Origin of the sequence: Streptomyces sp. NRRL S-244 (genome assembly GCF_000717915.1) — a bacterium.
Classification (GTDB): domain Bacteria; phylum Actinomycetota; class Actinomycetes; order Streptomycetales; family Streptomycetaceae; genus Streptomyces.
In genome coordinates this window covers 1-15,247 of record NZ_JOCX01000029.1, presented here as the reverse complement: position 1 = coordinate 15,247, position 15,247 = coordinate 1, and the positions used below count along the sequence as shown (strand labels likewise).

General features: G+C 73.6%; 12 protein-coding genes. 10 read left to right on the top strand and 2 right to left on the bottom strand.

The features are described from left to right. Nucleotides 1-173 precede the first annotated feature (173 nt). The gene (locus IF02_RS0126955) at nt 174-1,415 is read right to left on the bottom strand and encodes an MFS transporter (RefSeq protein WP_030161335.1); all 1,242 of its coding nucleotides are present in this window, start codon (nt 1,413-1,415) and stop codon (nt 174-176) included. Between the two features lie 84 nt (nt 1,416-1,499). On the opposite strand from IF02_RS0126955, the gene IF02_RS0126950 reads away from it, so the two are divergent. The 7 genes from IF02_RS0126950 to IF02_RS0126920 all read left to right on the top strand — a co-directional run bounded on the left by IF02_RS0126950 (nt 1,500) and on the right by IF02_RS0126920 (nt 10,435). After that, nucleotides 1,500-2,471, top strand: coding sequence for a LysR family transcriptional regulator (locus tag IF02_RS0126950; protein WP_030161333.1), 972 nt, complete (start codon nt 1,500-1,502; stop codon nt 2,469-2,471). 373 nt (nt 2,472-2,844) lie between these two features. Next, complete coding sequence (locus IF02_RS0126945) at nt 2,845-4,008, top strand: uroporphyrinogen-III synthase (protein WP_030161331.1); 1,164 nt, start codon at nt 2,845-2,847, stop codon at nt 4,006-4,008. A 121-nt stretch (nt 4,009-4,129) separates the two neighbouring features. Further along, entirely contained in the window at nt 4,130-4,654 is a 525-nt protein-coding gene (locus tag IF02_RS0126940; protein ID WP_051696593.1) for a GNAT family N-acetyltransferase, read from the top strand. A gap of 258 nt (nt 4,655-4,912) precedes the next feature. Then, entirely contained in the window at nt 4,913-5,482 is a 570-nt protein-coding gene (locus IF02_RS0126935; RefSeq protein WP_030161327.1) for a CGNR zinc finger domain-containing protein, read from the top strand. Between the two features lie 126 nt (nt 5,483-5,608). Further along, the gene (locus IF02_RS0126930) at nt 5,609-7,915 is read left to right on the top strand and encodes a HelD family protein (RefSeq protein WP_030161326.1); all 2,307 of its coding nucleotides are present in this window, start codon (nt 5,609-5,611) and stop codon (nt 7,913-7,915) included. Nucleotides 7,916-8,387: 472 nt separating this feature from the next. Next, complete coding sequence (locus IF02_RS0126925) at nt 8,388-9,791, top strand: NAD-dependent malic enzyme (RefSeq protein ID WP_030161325.1); 1,404 nt, start codon at nt 8,388-8,390, stop codon at nt 9,789-9,791. Nucleotides 9,792-10,153: 362 nt separating this feature from the next. Further along, the gene (locus IF02_RS0126920; RefSeq protein ID WP_030161324.1) at nt 10,154-10,435 is read left to right on the top strand and encodes an HU family DNA-binding protein; all 282 of its coding nucleotides are present in this window, start codon (nt 10,154-10,156) and stop codon (nt 10,433-10,435) included. A gap of 304 nt (nt 10,436-10,739) precedes the next feature. Here IF02_RS0126920 and murA read toward each other — a convergent pair whose 3' ends face one another. Next, complete coding sequence (murA, locus tag IF02_RS0126915) at nt 10,740-12,086, bottom strand: UDP-N-acetylglucosamine 1-carboxyvinyltransferase (protein WP_030161323.1); 1,347 nt, start codon at nt 12,084-12,086, stop codon at nt 10,740-10,742. A 288-nt stretch (nt 12,087-12,374) separates the two neighbouring features. Here murA and IF02_RS0126910 point away from each other — a divergent pair, with 288 nt between their 5' ends. The 3 genes from IF02_RS0126910 to IF02_RS0126900 all read left to right on the top strand — a co-directional run bounded on the left by IF02_RS0126910 (nt 12,375) and on the right by IF02_RS0126900 (nt 15,183). Next, complete coding sequence (locus tag IF02_RS0126910) at nt 12,375-12,935, top strand: YqgE/AlgH family protein (RefSeq protein ID WP_030161322.1); 561 nt, start codon at nt 12,375-12,377, stop codon at nt 12,933-12,935. Between the two features lie 29 nt (nt 12,936-12,964). Continuing rightward, on the top strand, nt 12,965-13,249 hold the full coding sequence (locus IF02_RS0126905; protein ID WP_030161320.1) for a DUF3039 domain-containing protein: 285 nt from the start codon (nt 12,965-12,967) through the stop codon (nt 13,247-13,249). A 263-nt stretch (nt 13,250-13,512) separates the two neighbouring features. Then, nucleotides 13,513-15,183, top strand: coding sequence for a beta-N-acetylhexosaminidase (locus IF02_RS0126900; RefSeq protein ID WP_030161316.1), 1,671 nt, complete (start codon nt 13,513-13,515; stop codon nt 15,181-15,183). The last annotated feature ends 64 nt before the right edge of the window (nt 15,184-15,247 follow it).

The following is a 15,247-nucleotide window of genomic DNA, read 5'->3' as shown; positions in this document are numbered from 1 at the left end:
GCCTGCAGCATCCGCGGGGTGCTCGGGGCGGCGGTACCTGGAGAGTCCCGAGTGGAGCCCGGCGTGGAGGGCACGTGAGCCGCGATGCGGAAACCGTGGGCCGCCCCACCGGAAGGCCGGGCGGCCTGCGCGAATTCGACATCCTCCGCGGACGCGGTTTCAGGAACCGAGGGCTACCGGGTGCGCATCGTCCCCACGAGGAGGGCGACGAGGGCCGCCGCGGCCGGGAGGGCGTAGGGGGTCGTCGGGCCCAGGTGGTCGATCAGGGTGCCCGCCGTGGCCGAGCCCAGGGCTATGCCCGTCAGGATGGCCGTCACCGCCAGGGTCATCGACTCGTTGAGGCGGCCCTCGGGGGCGAGGGCGTGGACGCGGGACATCGCCGTGACCATCGTCGGGGCCGTGGCCATGCCCGCCAGGAGGAGGGCTGCGGCCAGCAGGGGGAGGGAGCCCGCGGCCGCCGCCGCCCAGGGGAGGGTCAGGGCCGCCGTCAGGGTGATCAGGCAGGTCCGCAGGGAGCGGGGGCGCAGCGTGCCGTAGAGCAGGCCGGCCGCGCAGGAACCCGCCGCCTGGAGGGCCAGGACCAGGCCGGTGGCGGCGCCCAGGCCGCGGGCGCCGAGGTGGGCGATCGACGTGACCTCCATCGAGCCGAACAGCAGGCCCAGGGGGACGAACAGCGCCAGCAGCGGCATCAGCCCGCGCAGCGGGGCGGGGGCGTCGCCGGGCCGCGCCGGCGGCGGTTCCGTGGCCCGTTGCGACGTGAAGACCAGCATGCCCGTCAGCAGCAGGGCGGCCGCCGTGAGGGTGCCCGCCTCCGGGAAGGCGGCCGAGCAGAGGAACGCCGCCACCACCGGCCCGAGCATGAAGCACAGCTCGTCGGCGGCCTGCTCGAACGACATCGCCGTGTGGTGCTCGGCGGGGGAGTCGCGCAGCAGGTGCGTCCAGCGGGCCCGGGACATGCCGCCGATGTTGGGGGTCGTCGCGGTGGCGGCGTACGAGGCGAACAGGGTCCAGGCGGGGGCCTGCTCGCGGACGCAGAGGACCAGCCCCACCGAGCCGAGCACGGCGATCAGCGTCGCGGGGACGGCGATCCGGGCCTGGCCGTACCGGTCGACCAGGCGGGCGGTCCACGGCGCGACCAGCGCGGTGGCGGCCAGCCCGGTGGCGGTGACCGCGCCGGCGAGGGCGTACGAGCCGCGCTGGCCGGCGATCATCATGACCGCGCTGATGCCGAACATGCCCATGGGGAGGCGCGCCAGCAGGTTCCCGGCCGTGAAGGCCCGGGTTCCGGGGAGCGTGAACAGCCTGCCGTACGGGCCCGGCGCGCGGGGCGCCCGGCGGCGCGGGGCGGGGGCGATCACGAGCGTCGAGCCGGTCACGGTCATCAGCGGGGCGGGGGCGGAGGGGGTCTGCGGCATGATCCAAGGCTCCGGCGCGGGGTCCCCGGTCGTCCAACACCTGTTCCGGAGCCATTCACCCGCTTCCGTTGTTAGTCTCCCCGGGTGATACCCCGAGATGTGGAACCCCGGCTGCTGCGCGGGTTCGTCGCCGTGGCCGAGGAACTGCACTTCACCCGCGCCGCCGCCCGCCTGTACGTCGCCCAGCAGGCGCTGAGCCGCGACGTCCGGCGGCTCGAAACCGCCCTGGGCGCGGTGCTGTTCGTACGGACGACCCGCGCCGTCGAGCTGACCGCCGACGGGGAGCGGCTGCTGCCCCTGGCCCGGCGGGTGCTGGCCGCGCACGAGGCGCTCGCCGCCGCCTTCGCCTCCGCGGGCCCCCGGCCGCTGCTCGTCGATCTCAACACCGACGGGCCGAGCACCGCCCGCACCGTGCTGGAGCGGGCCCGCGAACTCGCCCCGGACTGCGAGCTGATGGCCCGCTTCGAGAGCGGACTGACGTACGCCGCCGCGGAGGTCGCCGCCGGCCGCCTCGACGTGTCCTTCGGGTACGCCGACGGGCTGGACCCGGCGCTGCGGGCCCGCCTCGCGCACCGGCCCGTACGGTACGAACCGCTCGCGGTGCTGCTGCCCGACGGGCACCCGCTGGCCGCGCTCGCCGACGTACCGCTGGACGCGCTGGCCGGGGAGACCGTGTACGCCGGGGCCGGCAATCCGCGGACCCTGGAGTGGACCGGGCTCGCCCGCGAGCTGTTCGAGGGGCGCGGGATCGCACTCGCGCCGCCCGCGCCCGTGGCCATGGGGAAGGACGAATTCCGCCGGGTCATGGCCAAGACCCGTCATCCGGCCCTGGTGACCGTGGACTTCCTCGACCTGCCGGGGTGCGCGAAGCGGCCGCTGGTCGACCCGGTGCCGCTGTCCCCGCTGTCGATGGTGTGGCGCAAGGGTTTCAGCCACCCCGGGCTCGACGCGCTGCACCAGGCCGCGGCCGCCCTCGCCGCCGGGCACGGCTGGCTCGACGTACCCCCGGCGAGCTGGCGCCCCGCCGCGCTCACCGGCGGCTCCGGCGGCGGGTGAGGGCAAGGTTTCCCACCGGTCATGCGGCGGGGACCGGGGCCGGAAACATCGGCGTGCCCGTGGTGCGGCTCGTCGCCCTGCTGGTCATCGGGTCCGCCGGGGCCGGGCACCCGCGGCTACACCGGCACCTTCGGGTCCTTCCCCGGCCTGCTGCGCGGTGACGTGGACGGTATACCTTCGCCGGCCCGCCCCCGCGGTGCTCCCGGCGGCCGGCGCCGGGGCGAAGCCGCAGCTCACATCGGTGTAACGGCGGTTTACGGACATGAAATACGGCGGAACCGATCCCGACACGCCGACTTGACACGCTCGGTTCCGTTCTCGCGACACGTGATCGCGCGAAGTGGCAACGACCCACTGGGCAAGGCAGGTCACCATGGACGACACCCGCACGGCCGCCGCCCCGAAGGCCGCTCCGGCGGCGGGTCCGCTCGCGGGGTTCACCGTGGGGGTCACCTCGGCCCGGCGGGCGGACGAGCTGATCGCCCTGCTGCGCCGGCGGGGGGCCGCTGTCGTACACGCCCCGGCCCTGCGGATCGTGCCGCCGGCCGACGACCGCGAACTGCTCGCCGCCACGAAGGAATTGATCGGCTGCGCGCCGGACACGGTGGTCGCCACCACCGCGATCGGATTCCGCGGCTGGATCGAGGCCGCCGAGGGCTGGGGCGTCGGCGAGGAGCTGCTGGCGCGGCTGCGGGCCGCCGAACTGCTCGCGCGCGGACCGGAGGTGAAGGGGGCCGTCCGGGCCGCCGGGCTGGTGGAGACGTGGTCCCCGCGGTCGGAGTCCCTCGCCGAGGTGCTCGACCGGATGCTGGCCGGCGGGGTCGCCGGGCGGCGCATCGCCCTCCAGCTGCACGGGGAGCCGCCGCCCGGGTTCGTCGAGGCGCTGCGGGCCGGCGGGGCCGAGGTGGTGGTGGTCCCGGTGTACCGGTGGATGGCCCCGGAGGACCTCGCGCCACTGGACCGGCTGCTCGACGCGGTGGCCGGCGGCGGGGTCGACGCGGTGAGCTTCACCTCGGCTCCGGCGGCGGCTTCGCTGCTGGCGCGGGCGGAGCAGCGGGGGATGGGGGAGGCGGTGCTGGCGGGGCTGCGGGGGGACGTGCTGTCGGCGTGCGTGGGGCCGGTGACGGCGCTGCCGTTGCAGGCGCGCGGGGTGGACACGGTGCAGCCGGAGCGGTTCCGGCTGGGGCCGCTGGTGCAGCTGCTGTGCCAGGAGCTGCCGGGGCGGGCCCGGGTGCTGCCGGTGGCGGGGCGCCGGGTGGAGATCCGGGGGCACGCGGTGCTGGTGGACGCGCAGCTGCGGCCGGTGCCGCCCGCCGGGATGGCGCTGCTGCGGGCGCTGGCGCGGCGGCCGGGGTGGGTCGTGGGGCGGCCGGAGCTGCTGCGGGCGCTGCCGGGGGCGGGGCGGGACGAGCATGCCGTGGAGACGGCGATGGCGCGGCTGCGGGGGGCGCTGGGGGCGCCGAAGCTGATCCAGACGGTGGTGAAGCGGGGGTACCGGCTGGCGCTGGACGCGGGTGAACGCGGGCCGGAGGACTGACCGGCCCGCGGGGTACGGAGGCGCCTCCCCGCGCCCCCCGCATCGAACGCCGGCGGGGCCGGGGCTGGATGTGGCGGCCGGGGTTGGTTAGCGTGCCCTGGTGATCATTGACGGGGTGGAGATGCGGGGCGTCCGGGCCGGGGACGCCGCCGGGCTGGCCGACACGCTGACGCGGAACCGGGCCTTCATGGCGCCCTTCGAGCCGTGGCGGTCCGAGGTGTTCTTCACCGAGGCCGGGCAGGCCGCCCGGATCGAGGCGCTGCTCGCCGAGCGCGACGCCGGGCGCACCGCGTCGTACGTGCTCGTCGAGACCGGCTCCGGCGCGCCCGTCGGGATGATCAACCTCGGCAGCATCACCCTCGGGCCCTTCCGCAGCGGAGGCGTCGGCTACTGGGTCGACCGGGCCCTGCACGGCAGGGGACTGGCCACCGCCGCCGTCGAGGAGGTCTGCCGGATCGCCCGCGACGAGATCGGGCTGCACCGCGTCGAGGCCGGGACCCTGGTCGACAACACGGCCTCGCAGCGGGTGCTGGCGAAGGCCGGGTTCGAGCAGTACGGGCTCGCGCCCCGCTACCTGCACATCAACGGCGCCTGGCGCGACCACCGCCTCTTCCAGCGCCTCCTCCACGACGACCCGCCCCTCTAGGACAGGCCACGGCCCCCGTACGGGGGGTTCCGCATCGCCCCGGCGCCCGGCACTCTGAGAAGCACGCACCCCCCAGGGGGTGTCCGGCGGATCATGACCGGGCCCGGCCCGCCCGGCACCGCGGCTCGCCGCGCTGTCGTCGCTCGCCGACGCTCCGCGTCGACTCCCTCCTCCGCCTCGCAATCCACGGCGCCAGACGACCCGGGCTGTCCGGCCCTGATCCGCCGGACACCCCCTAGGCAAGAGGCGGTGACGGGCATGTGGTTCGAATCCGGGCGGGTGTGCCTGGACCTGGTGGCCACCTTCGCCGCCCCCGCGGGCGCCGAGCAGATCCAAGACGGCGACGAGCTGCGGCTGTGGCTCGCCGGAGCCGGGCTCGTGCCCGACCGGACGCCGATCGCCCGGGTGGGCCCCGACTGGGTGGAGGCCTTCCGGGCGCTGCGCCGCGATGTGGGGAGCCTCGTACGGGCGGAGCTCGCCGGGGCCGGTCCCGACGAGGGCGCGCTGGCCCGGGTCAACGCGCTGGCCGCCGGTCCACCCCCGGGACTGTGTGCCGTACAGGACCAAGAAGGGCACCTCGTGCGGGAGTTGTGCGGCGGCGTGGAATGCGGTGCGCTGCTCGCCGCCGTCGCCCGGGACGCCGTGGAACTGCTCACCGACCCCGGCGAGCGGGACCTGCTGCGCTCCTGCGAGGGGGACGGCTGCACCCGGGTCTACCTGGACACTTCGCGCGGGCACCGGCGGCGCTGGTGCTCCAGTGAGCTGTGCGGCAACCGCGAGCGGGTCGCCCGCCACCGCCGCAGGGTCCTCGCGGCCCGTCCCGGGTAGCCATCGGGTGGTGACGGGGCGGCGGCCGGGCAGTGATCTTCGCCCGGTCACCGGAACGGGCGTGCGGACAGGGCGCAGCTTCGCGTACGGTTGACGGTCGCCCATGCACGTCAGAAGGGGGCCTTGGTGGCCGCGCAGAATGCCGCTGTCGACAGCACGGCGGATTCCGTCCGCGATCGGGAGATCGCGGTCGAGCAGACGCATCTGGACCAGGTGTACCGCCGCCTCGAGGAGAAGATCGACGAGGCCGAGTTCCTGATGAACGACGCGGCCAAGCGCGGTCAGGTCGGCACGCCCGGCGCGCTCGCCGAGCGCGACGCGCAGGTCTTCCGGGCGGGCATCCACCTGAACCGGCTGAACAACGAGTTCGAGGACTTCCTCTTCGGCCGGATCGACCTGGTCCTCGGCAAGGACGGGGAGCGCGGGCCCGACGGCGCGTACACCTCCGTCGAGCCCGCCGACGACGCGATCCGCGGGGACCTCACCGCCGACATCGCCGAGACGCTCCACATCGGGCGCATCGGCGTGCTCGACGCCGACTACGCGCCGCTGGTCATCGACTGGCGCGCGCCGGCCGCCGCGCCGTTCTACCGGTCCACGCCCAAGGACCCGGGCCGCGTCGTACGGCGCCGCGTCATCCGCTCCAAGGGCCGCAAGGTGCTCGGCGTCGAGGACGACCTGATGCGCCCCGAGATCACCGCGTCCCTGGACGGCCGGGAGCTGCCCGCCATCGGCGACGGCGCCCTGATGGCCGCGCTCGGGCGGGCCCGTACGCACTCGATGCGGGACATCGTCTCCTCCATCCAGGCCGAGCAGGACATGGTGATCCGGGCCCCCGCGGCCTCGGTCGCCGAGGTCGCGGGCGGGCCCGGCACCGGCAAGACCGCCGTCGCCCTGCACCGCGCCGCCTACCTGCTCTACCAGGACCGGCGCCGCTACTCCGGCGGCATCCTGATCGTCTCGCCGACCCCGCTGCTCGTCGCGTACACCGAGGGCGTGCTGCCCTCGCTCGGCGAGGAGGGCCAGGTCGCCATCCGGGCGCTCGGCTCGCTGGTCGACGGCGCCGAGGCGACCACGTACGACGAACCGGCCGTGGCCCGCGTCAAGGGCTCCTCGCGCATGCGCAAGGTGCTCCACAAGGCCGTGCGGGGCGCGCTCGAACTCGGCGACGCCCCGGAACGGCTGCGCGTCGTCGCCTTCGGGCGGCGCCAGGAGCTGGAGGCCGACGAGCTGAACCGGATCCGGCAGAACGTGCTCAGCGGCACCGCGCCGGTGAACCTGCTGCGCCCGCGCGCCCGCAAGCTGCTCCTCGACGCCCTGTACGCGAGATCGGGCGGGGCCGGCCGGCACAGCGATCCGGAGCTGGCGGCCGAGCTGCGCTCCGCGTTCGACGAGGACATCTCCACCGAGGACGCGTTCGTCGACTTCCTGAACGCCTGGTGGCCCGAGCTGACCCCGCGCGGGGTGCTCGCCGCGATGGCCGACGAGCGCCGGCTCGGCCGCTGGTCGCGGCGCGTCCTCAACCCGCGCGAGACCCGCCAGCTGGCGCGCTCGCTGCGCCGGGTGGGCCCGGACGGCAAGGGACCGCTGTCGGTGCACGACGTGGCGCTGCTGGACGAGCTCCAGCTGCTGCTCGGCGCTCCGGCCCGGCCCAAGCGCAAGCGGCAGCTCGACCCGCTCGACCAGCTCAGCGGGCTGGAGGAGCTGATGCCGACCCGCGAGGAGACCCAGTGGGAGCGGGCGGAGCGGATCGCGGCGGAGCGCACCGAGTACGCGCACGTGATCGTGGACGAGGCGCAGGACCTGACGCCGATGCAGTGGCGGATGGTGGGCCGCCGCGGCCGGCACGGCACGTGGACGGTGGTCGGCGACCCGGCGCAGTCCTCGTGGACGGACCCGGAGGAGGCGGCCGCGGCGCGTGACGAGGCCCTGGGCTCCCGGCCGCGCCGGCGGTTCACCCTGACGGTGAACTACCGCAACCCGGCGGAGGTCGCCGAGGTCGCGGCCCGGGTGCTGCGGCTGGCGATGCCGGGCATGGAGCCGCCGACGGCGGTCCGCTCCACGGGCCTGGAGCCCCGCTTCACGGCCGCCGGCGGCGATCTGGGCACCGCGGTCCGCGAGGAGACGCGCAGGCTGCTGGAGCAGGTCGACGGCACGGTCGGCGTGGTCGTGGCCATGGACCGGCGCGCGGAGGCCGCGGGCTGGCTGGCGGACCTGGGGGAGCGGGCGGTCGCGCTCGGCAGCCTGGAGGCCAAGGGCCTGGAGTACGACGCCACGGTGGTCGTCTCCCCGGCGGAGATCGCGGAAGAGTCCCCGGCGGGCCTGCGGGTGCTGTACGTGGCCCTGACCCGCGCGACGCAGCAGCTGACGGTGGTCTCCGCGGGCCGCGACGAGCCCGGCGAGGACGGGGTTCCGGCGCTGCTGAAGCCGTAGGGCGCGGAGGGCCCGCGGCGCTGCGCCGGCAAGACCCGGATGGCCTGCGGCCACACGCGTGGTGGGACGAGGTCAACCCCCGGGAGGGGGATCGCTTCCGGCGATCCTTTGTTAGCCTGGGTACGGCACCGGCTCGATCCAAGCCCCCGGGCCCAACCTTCGTCGCTTAGAGCGACCACTTGCCGCGAGGCGAGCATGGCGGGTCGGTGTCATAGACGTTCATACAGGTCCGCGCTCCTCGGATACCGAGGGGCGCGGACCTTTTTCGTACGGGCCTACGCTTCCGTGCACCTGATCTATCTCGTATGGTGGAAGTGTCTTTCCGAAATTTGTAGCTGGTTACCTTGTACTGGCTGGTAGGTGGGACGATCGGACAACAGGTCCTGCCGTACCTGCCATGTTCTTGGCCGGTACAGCGTGGGGCCCTGTGCGTGTGTGTACAAAAAACCAGGGACAGAAGAGGAACACGGCCATGGCAACGGCGCCCAGCGTCTCGTACTCGATGACGGTCCGCCTGGAAGTGCCCGCGAGCGGAACCGCGGTCTCCCAGCTGACCACCGCCGTGGAGTCTTCCGGTGGGTCGGTCACCGGCCTCGACGTGACCGCCTCCGGTCACGAGAAGCTCCGTATCGACGTCACCATCGCCGCGACCTCCACCGCGCACGCCGACGAGATCGTCGGCAAGCTGCGCGGCATCGAGGGCGTCAGCCTTGGCAAGGTCTCCGACCGAACCTTCCTGATGCACCTCGGCGGCAAGATCGAGATGGCGTCCAAGCATCCCATCCGCAACCGCGACGACCTCTCGATGATCTACACCCCGGGCGTCGCCCGCGTGTGTATGGCCATCGCCGAGAACCCCGAGGACGCGCGCCGCCTCACCATCAAGCGCAACTCCGTCGCAGTCGTGACGGACGGCTCCGCCGTACTGGGCCTCGGCAACATCGGCCCGATGGCCGCGCTGCCCGTCATGGAGGGCAAGGCGGCCCTCTTCAAGCGCTTCGCCGGCATCGACGCCTGGCCGATCTGCCTCGACACCCAGGACACCGACGCGATCGTCGAGATCGTCAAGGCCATCGCCCCGGGCTTCGCCGGCATCAACCTGGAGGACATCTCCGCGCCGCGCTGCTTCGAGATCGAGGCCCGCCTGCGCGAGGCCCTCGACATCCCCGTCTTCCACGACGACCAGCACGGCACCGCCATCGTCGTCCTCGCCGCCCTCACCAACGCACTTCGCGTGGTGGGCAAGGCAGTTGGCGACGTCAAGGTCGTCATGTCGGGCGCCGGCGCGGCCGGTACGGCCATCCTCAAGCTGCTCCTCGCGGCCGGCGTGAAGAACGTCGTCAGCGCCGACATCCACGGTGTCGTGCACGCGGGCCGCCCCGACCTGGTCGACGCGGCCGCCGACTCCCCGCTGCGCTGGATCGCCGACAACACCAACCCCGAGGGCTACACGGGCACTCTGAAGGAGGCCGTGGTCGGCGCCGACGTGTTCATCGGCGTCTCCGCCCCCAACGTGCTGTCCGGCGAGGACGTCGCGGCCATGGCCGAGGGTGCGATCGTGTTCGCGCTCGCGAACCCGGACCCCGAGGTTGACCCGGCCGTCGCCCGCCAGACCGCCGCCGTCGTGGCCACCGGCCGCTCCGACTTCCCCAACCAGATCAACAACGTGCTGGTCTTCCCGGGCGTCTTCCGCGGCCTGCTGGACGCCCAGTCCCGCACGGTGAACACGGACATGATGCTGGCCGCCGCGACCGCACTCGCCGACGTCGTCGGCGAGGACGAGCTCAACGCCAACTACATCATCCCGTCGGTGTTCAACGACAAGGTGGCCGGCGCGGTCGCCGGAGCCGTCCGCAAGGCCGCCTCGGCGAACTGACGCGGAGTCGGGCGCAGCCGCGCCGGGTCGGCCGCCGCTGTGACGGCCCTCACGGCTCGCCGATCCCGGCGCGTCGCGAGATGCGGGCCCGGCGGGCCGCCTCTAGGGTTGCGGGGATGCCCGCGAGGTCCGCGGTCCGCATCCACCAAGTGCGGACGGAGCGTCACCGCGGCGTGACTGTGGCGCTTTTCGTGTGACCCTGGCGGGTGCCGGATTGGCTTTCCCGCCGCTGGTGGGGGCAGGATGCGTAACCGGGCGAGAGGGTCTGACGTTCAGACCCGGGTCCGGGGACTGTCCGAGGGCCCTGGCAGCATCGGCTTCGATCTCACGCCTCTAAGGCAAGTTGAACACGGGAGTACAACATGAACCGCAGTGAGCTGGTGGCCGCTCTGTCCGAGCGCGCCGAGGTGACCCGCAAGGACGCCGACGCCGTTCTGGCCGCGCTCGCCGAGACCGTCGGCGAGATTGTCGCCAAGGGCGACGAGAAGGTCACCATCCCCGGCTTCCTGACCTTCGAGCGCACCCACCGTGCCGCTCGCACCGCGCGCAACCCGCAGACCGGCGACCCCATCCAGATCCCGGCCGGCTTCAGCGTGAAGGTCTCCGCGGGCTCCAAGCTCAAGGAAGCCGCCAAGGGCAAGTAAGTCCTGCCCGTACCGGGGCCCGTGCGTACGGGCCCTCGGAGCGGCAGAGCAGTACGCAGTACTGGCGAAGGGCGGCCATCCCCGGGCGGGGAGGCCGCCCTTCGGCCTGTCCGGGGGCTTCCCCGGCCCGTGGCCTCGTACGGGCCGGGGAACGGCCTTGTACGGGCGGGTGGGCGCCCTCGTACGAGGGCGGGTGAACGCCCGCGTACGGGCGGGTGGGTGCCCTCGTACGGGCCGGTGGGCGCATGCGAGAGCCCCCCGGCCCCTGGTGGGGGCGCGGGGGGCTCTCGGTCGGCCGTACGGCTCAGACGAGGTCGCCACCCGGAAGCTCGACCTTGGCTCCCAGCTCCACGAGCTTCTCCATGAAGTTCTCGTAGCCGCGGTTGATGAGGTCGATGCCGTGGACCCGCGAGGTGCCCTCGGCCGCCAGCGCCGCGATCAGGTACGAGAACCCGCCGCGCAGGTCGGGGATGACCAGGTCGGCGCCCTGCAGCTTCGTCGGGCCGGAGACGACCGCCGAGTGCAGGAAGTTGCGCTGCCCGAACCGGCAGGCGCTGCCGCCCAGGCACTCCCGGTACAGCTGGATGTGTGCACCCATCTGGTTGAGCGCCGAGGTGAATCCGAGACGGGACTCGTAGACCGTCTCGTGGACGATCGAGAGGCCCGTGGCCTGGGTCAGGGCGACCACCAGCGGCTGCTGCCAGTCGGTCTGGAAACCGGGGTGCACGTCCGTCTCGAGCGCGATCGCGTTGAGCGGGCCGCCCGGGTGCCAGAAGCGGATGCCCTCGTCGTCGATCTCGAAGGCGCCGCCGACGCGGCGGTAGGTGTTCAGGAACGTCATCATCGAGCGCTGCTGCGCCCCGCGGACGTAGATGTTGCCGCCGGTCGCCAGCGCCGCGGAAGCCCAGGACGCGGCCTCCAGACGGTCCGGGAGCGCCTTGTGGTTGTAGCCGCCGAGGCTGTCGACACCGGTGATCCGGATGGTCCGGTCGGTGTCCATGGAGATGATGGCGCCCATCTTCTGCAGGACGCAGATGAGGTCCTCGATCTCCGGCTCCACCGCGGCGTTGCTCAGCTCGGTGACGCCCTCGGCCAGGACGGCCGTCAGGAGCACCTGTTCGGTCGAGCCGACCGAGGGGTAGGGCAGGCGGATCTTGCAGCCGCGAAGGCGCTGCGGGGCCTCCAGGTACTGGCCGCCCTCGCGCTTCTCGATGGTCGCGCCGAACTGGCGGAGCACGTCGAAGTGGAAGTCGATCGGCCGGCCGCCGATGTCGCAGCCGCCCAGACCCGGGATGAAGGCGTGGCCGAGGCGGTGCAGCAGCGGGCCGCAGAACAGGATCGGGATGCGCGACGAACCCGCGTGCGCGTCGATGTCCGCGACGTTCGCGCTCTCGACGTGCGTCGGGTCGAGTACGAGCTCACCCGGCTCCTCGCCGGGGCGAACGGTCACCCCGTGCAGCTGGAGCAGCCCGCGCACGACCCTGACGTCGCGGATGTCGGGAACGTTGCGGAGCCGGCTGGGTCCGCTGCCGAGCAGAGCGGCGACCATGGCCTTGGGCACGAGGTTCTTCGCACCGCGGACACGGATCTCGCCCTCGAGCGGGGTACCGCCATGGACAAGTAGTACGTCGTCTCTGTCTGTGCCGGTCATGAATCTCGCGTTCCGGAGAGGGGCTCCCCCGGCGAGGCCAGAGGAGGGTGGGCAGGGGGCCAGGGAAAAGGGTAAGGGGCAGCACCCCCTTGTTCGTAAGGCTGACGCGGCCGTAGGACTGTCATGAATTAGCCACAACACCCACAGTGCCCACCTCATGGCGGAGTGTCGCATTCCGTCGTCGCGGGCGGCGCGCGCTCCTCCCTGCTGCCGTGCGCCCTGAGCTGCGTGCGATCCGGTGCGCCCGCCCGCTCCCCCTGAAGGGCGATTGTGCGAGATCATGTCGGCATGACCGAGGTGTCCTCCCTCACAGGGCGGCTGCTCGTGGCCACCCCCGCCCTCGCGGACCCGAACTTCGACCGCGCGGTGGTGCTCCTGCTCGACCACGACGAGCAGGGCTCGCTCGGCGTGGTCCTCAACCGGCCCACCCCCGTGGGGGTCGGTGACATCCTGCTGCCCTGGGCGACCCTGGCCGGCGATCCCGGGGTCGTCTTCCAGGGCGGGCCGGTGGGCCTGGACTCGGCCCTCGGTGTGGCGGTCATCCCCGGCGAGGAGGGGCCGCTCGGGTGGCGCCGCGTGTACGGGGCGATCGGCCTAGTCGACCTGGAGGCCCCGCCGGAGCTGCTGGCCGCGGCCCTCGGCTCGCTGCGGATCTTCGCCGGCTACTCGGGCTGGGGCCCGGGCCAGCTGGAGGTCGAGCTCGGCGACGGCGCCTGGTACGTCGTGGAATCGGAGCCCGGCGACGTGGCGTACCCGGATCCCGAAAGGCTGTGGCGGGCGGTGCTGCGCCGCCAGCGCAGCGAGCTCGCGATGGTCGCCACGTATCCCGACGACCCGTCGCTCAACTGACCCGCGCACGGGTCGGTACCCTGGCTTTTATGAGCACTCTTGAGCCCGAGCGCGGGACTGGTACGGGGACCCTCGTAGAGCCGACGCCGCAGGTGTCCCACGGCGACGGCGACCACGAGCGCTTCGCCCACTACGTCCAGAAGGACAAGATCATGGAGAGCGCGCTCGGCGGGACCCCCGTCGTCGCGCTGTGCGGCAAGGTGTGGGTACCGGGCCGGGACCCGAAGAAGTACCCGGTCTGCCCCATGTGCAAGGAGATCTACGAGTCCATGGGCCCCGGCGGGGACAAGGACAAGGGCGGCAAGGACAAGTAGGCCGGGTCCGGGCTGCCCGGTCCGTCCGGTCCGGCTGTCGGGTCCGTTCGGTCCGTTCGGTCCGGCTGTCGGGTCCGTCCGGTCCGTTCGGCCCCTCCTCGGCGGGACCAAGGCCCTCGAAGGCCCCCTGATGCGCTGATGCGCGTCCGGGGGCCTTTGCCGTGCGCGGGGGGCGGACTAGGGTCGGCCGCACGGGCGCCGGGCGCCCTGTGGAACGCGCGTTGCGCATCGCGCAACGGCTGGACGGTGGAGGGGTCGAGGCCATGCCCGAGTTGATTCCGGAGCCGCGGTACGCGCGATTCGCCCGCGATGCCGGCGAGTGCGTGCTGGACGATCCGCTGCTCCAGGCCGGCCCCGGCACCGAGGGCACCGCCCGCTGGCTGCGCCGCGAGCTCGGCGCGGCCACCGGCTGGGAGCTGCCCGCGCTGCCCGCGCTGACCGCGTCGGCCGCGGGGGAGGCCTACGGCGGGCGCGCGGTGATCCGGCTGGTGCTCCGCCCCGAGCTGGCCCGCAGCATCGGTGCGGAGTCGTACGAGCTGCACGTCGCCCAGGGGCGGGTGCTGCTCGAAGGCGCCGACCCGGCGGGCCTCTTCTACGCCGCGCAGACGCTGCGCCAGCTGCTCGGGCCCGAGGCCTACCGGCGCGCGCCCACGGCGCCGGGCCGCGCCTGGCGGCTGCCGGTGGGAGGAATCCAGGACGGGCCCCGCTTCGGCTGGCGCGGCATGATGCTGGACGTGGCCAGGCACTTCATGCCGAAGGACGGGGTGCTGCGGTACGTCGACCTGCTCGCCGCGCACAAGCTCAACGTGCTGCACCTGCACCTGACGGACGACCAGGGCTGGCGGGTCGAGATCAAGCGCCACCCGCGGCTCACCGAGGTCGGCGCGTGGCGGCCGCGCAGCCGCTGGGGGCACCGGGCCTCGCCGCTGTGGAACGAGACCCCGCACGGCGGCTTCTACACGCAGGACGACATCCGCGAGATCGTCGCTTACGCCGCCGAGCGGCACGTGCGGGTGGTCCCGGAGATCGACGTACCGGGGCATTCGCAGGCCGCGATCGCCGCGTACCCGGAGCTCGGCAACACCGACGTCGTGGACACCGGCGCGCTGGAGGTGTGGGACGACTGGGGGATCAACGAGAACGTGCTCGCGCCGACCGAGGCCGTACTGCGCTTCTACGAGGGGGTCTTCGAGGAGCTGCTGGAGCTGTTCCCGGCGGAGGTCTCGCCGTTCGTGCACGTGGGCGGCGACGAGTGCCCGAAGGGGCAGTGGCGCGCGTCGGCGCTCGCGCAGGAACGGATCCGGGAGTTGGGGGTGGACGGGGAGGACGGGCTCCAGTCCTGGTTCATCCGGCACTTCGACGGCTGGCTCGCGGAGCGCGGGCGACGGCTGATCGGGTGGGACGAGATCCTGGAGGGCGGGCTCGCGCCGGGGGCCGCGGTCTCCTCGTGGCGCGGGTACGCGGGCGGGATCGCCGCCGCCGAGGCCGGGCACGACGTGGTGATGTGCCCCGAGCAGCAGGTGTACCTGGACCACCGTCAGGCGGGCGGCGGGGACGAGCCGATGCCGATCGGGTACGTGCGCTCGCTGGAGGACGTGTACCGCTTCGAGCCGGTGCCGCCGAAGCTGTCGCCGCAGGCCGCGTCCCACGTGCTGGGCGCGCAGGCCAACGTGTGGACCGAGGTGATGGAGAACCAGGGCCGGGTGGACTACCAGGTGTTCCCGCGGCTGGCGGCCTTCGCGGAGGTGGTGTGGTCGCGGCTGCCGGAGCCGGGCGAGCGGGACTACGCGGGCTTCGAGGCCCGGATGGGCGGGCACTACCGGCGGCTCGACGTGCTGGGCGTCGACTACCGCCCGCCGGGCGGCCCGTTGCCGTGGCAGCGGCGGCCGGGGGTGCTCGGGCGGCCGATCGAGGGGGAGCCCCCGAACGTGTGACGAACGTGTGATGCGGTCGGAGGGCGGTTGGAGGGTGGCAGGGGGACGGCGGGGGAGGCAGCGG

Coding starts and splice junctions, on each gene's coding strand:
- IF02_RS0126955 (WP_030161335.1), bottom strand. CDS start 1,415: ATGCCGCAGACCCCCTCCGCCCCCGCCCCGCTGATGACCGTGACCGGC.
- IF02_RS0126945 (WP_030161331.1), top strand. CDS start 2,845: ATGGACGACACCCGCACGGCCGCCGCCCCGAAGGCCGCTCCGGCGGCG.
- IF02_RS0126940 (WP_051696593.1), top strand. CDS start 4,130: ATGCGGGGCGTCCGGGCCGGGGACGCCGCCGGGCTGGCCGACACGCTG.
- IF02_RS0126935 (WP_030161327.1), top strand. CDS start 4,913: ATGTGGTTCGAATCCGGGCGGGTGTGCCTGGACCTGGTGGCCACCTTC.
- IF02_RS0126925 (WP_030161325.1), top strand. CDS start 8,388: ATGGCAACGGCGCCCAGCGTCTCGTACTCGATGACGGTCCGCCTGGAA.
- IF02_RS0126920 (WP_030161324.1), top strand. CDS start 10,154: ATGAACCGCAGTGAGCTGGTGGCCGCTCTGTCCGAGCGCGCCGAGGTG.
- murA (WP_030161323.1), bottom strand. CDS start 12,086: ATGACCGGCACAGACAGAGACGACGTACTACTTGTCCATGGCGGTACC.
- IF02_RS0126910 (WP_030161322.1), top strand. CDS start 12,375: ATGACCGAGGTGTCCTCCCTCACAGGGCGGCTGCTCGTGGCCACCCCC.
- IF02_RS0126905 (WP_030161320.1), top strand. CDS start 12,965: ATGAGCACTCTTGAGCCCGAGCGCGGGACTGGTACGGGGACCCTCGTA.
- IF02_RS0126900 (WP_030161316.1), top strand. CDS start 13,513: ATGCCCGAGTTGATTCCGGAGCCGCGGTACGCGCGATTCGCCCGCGAT.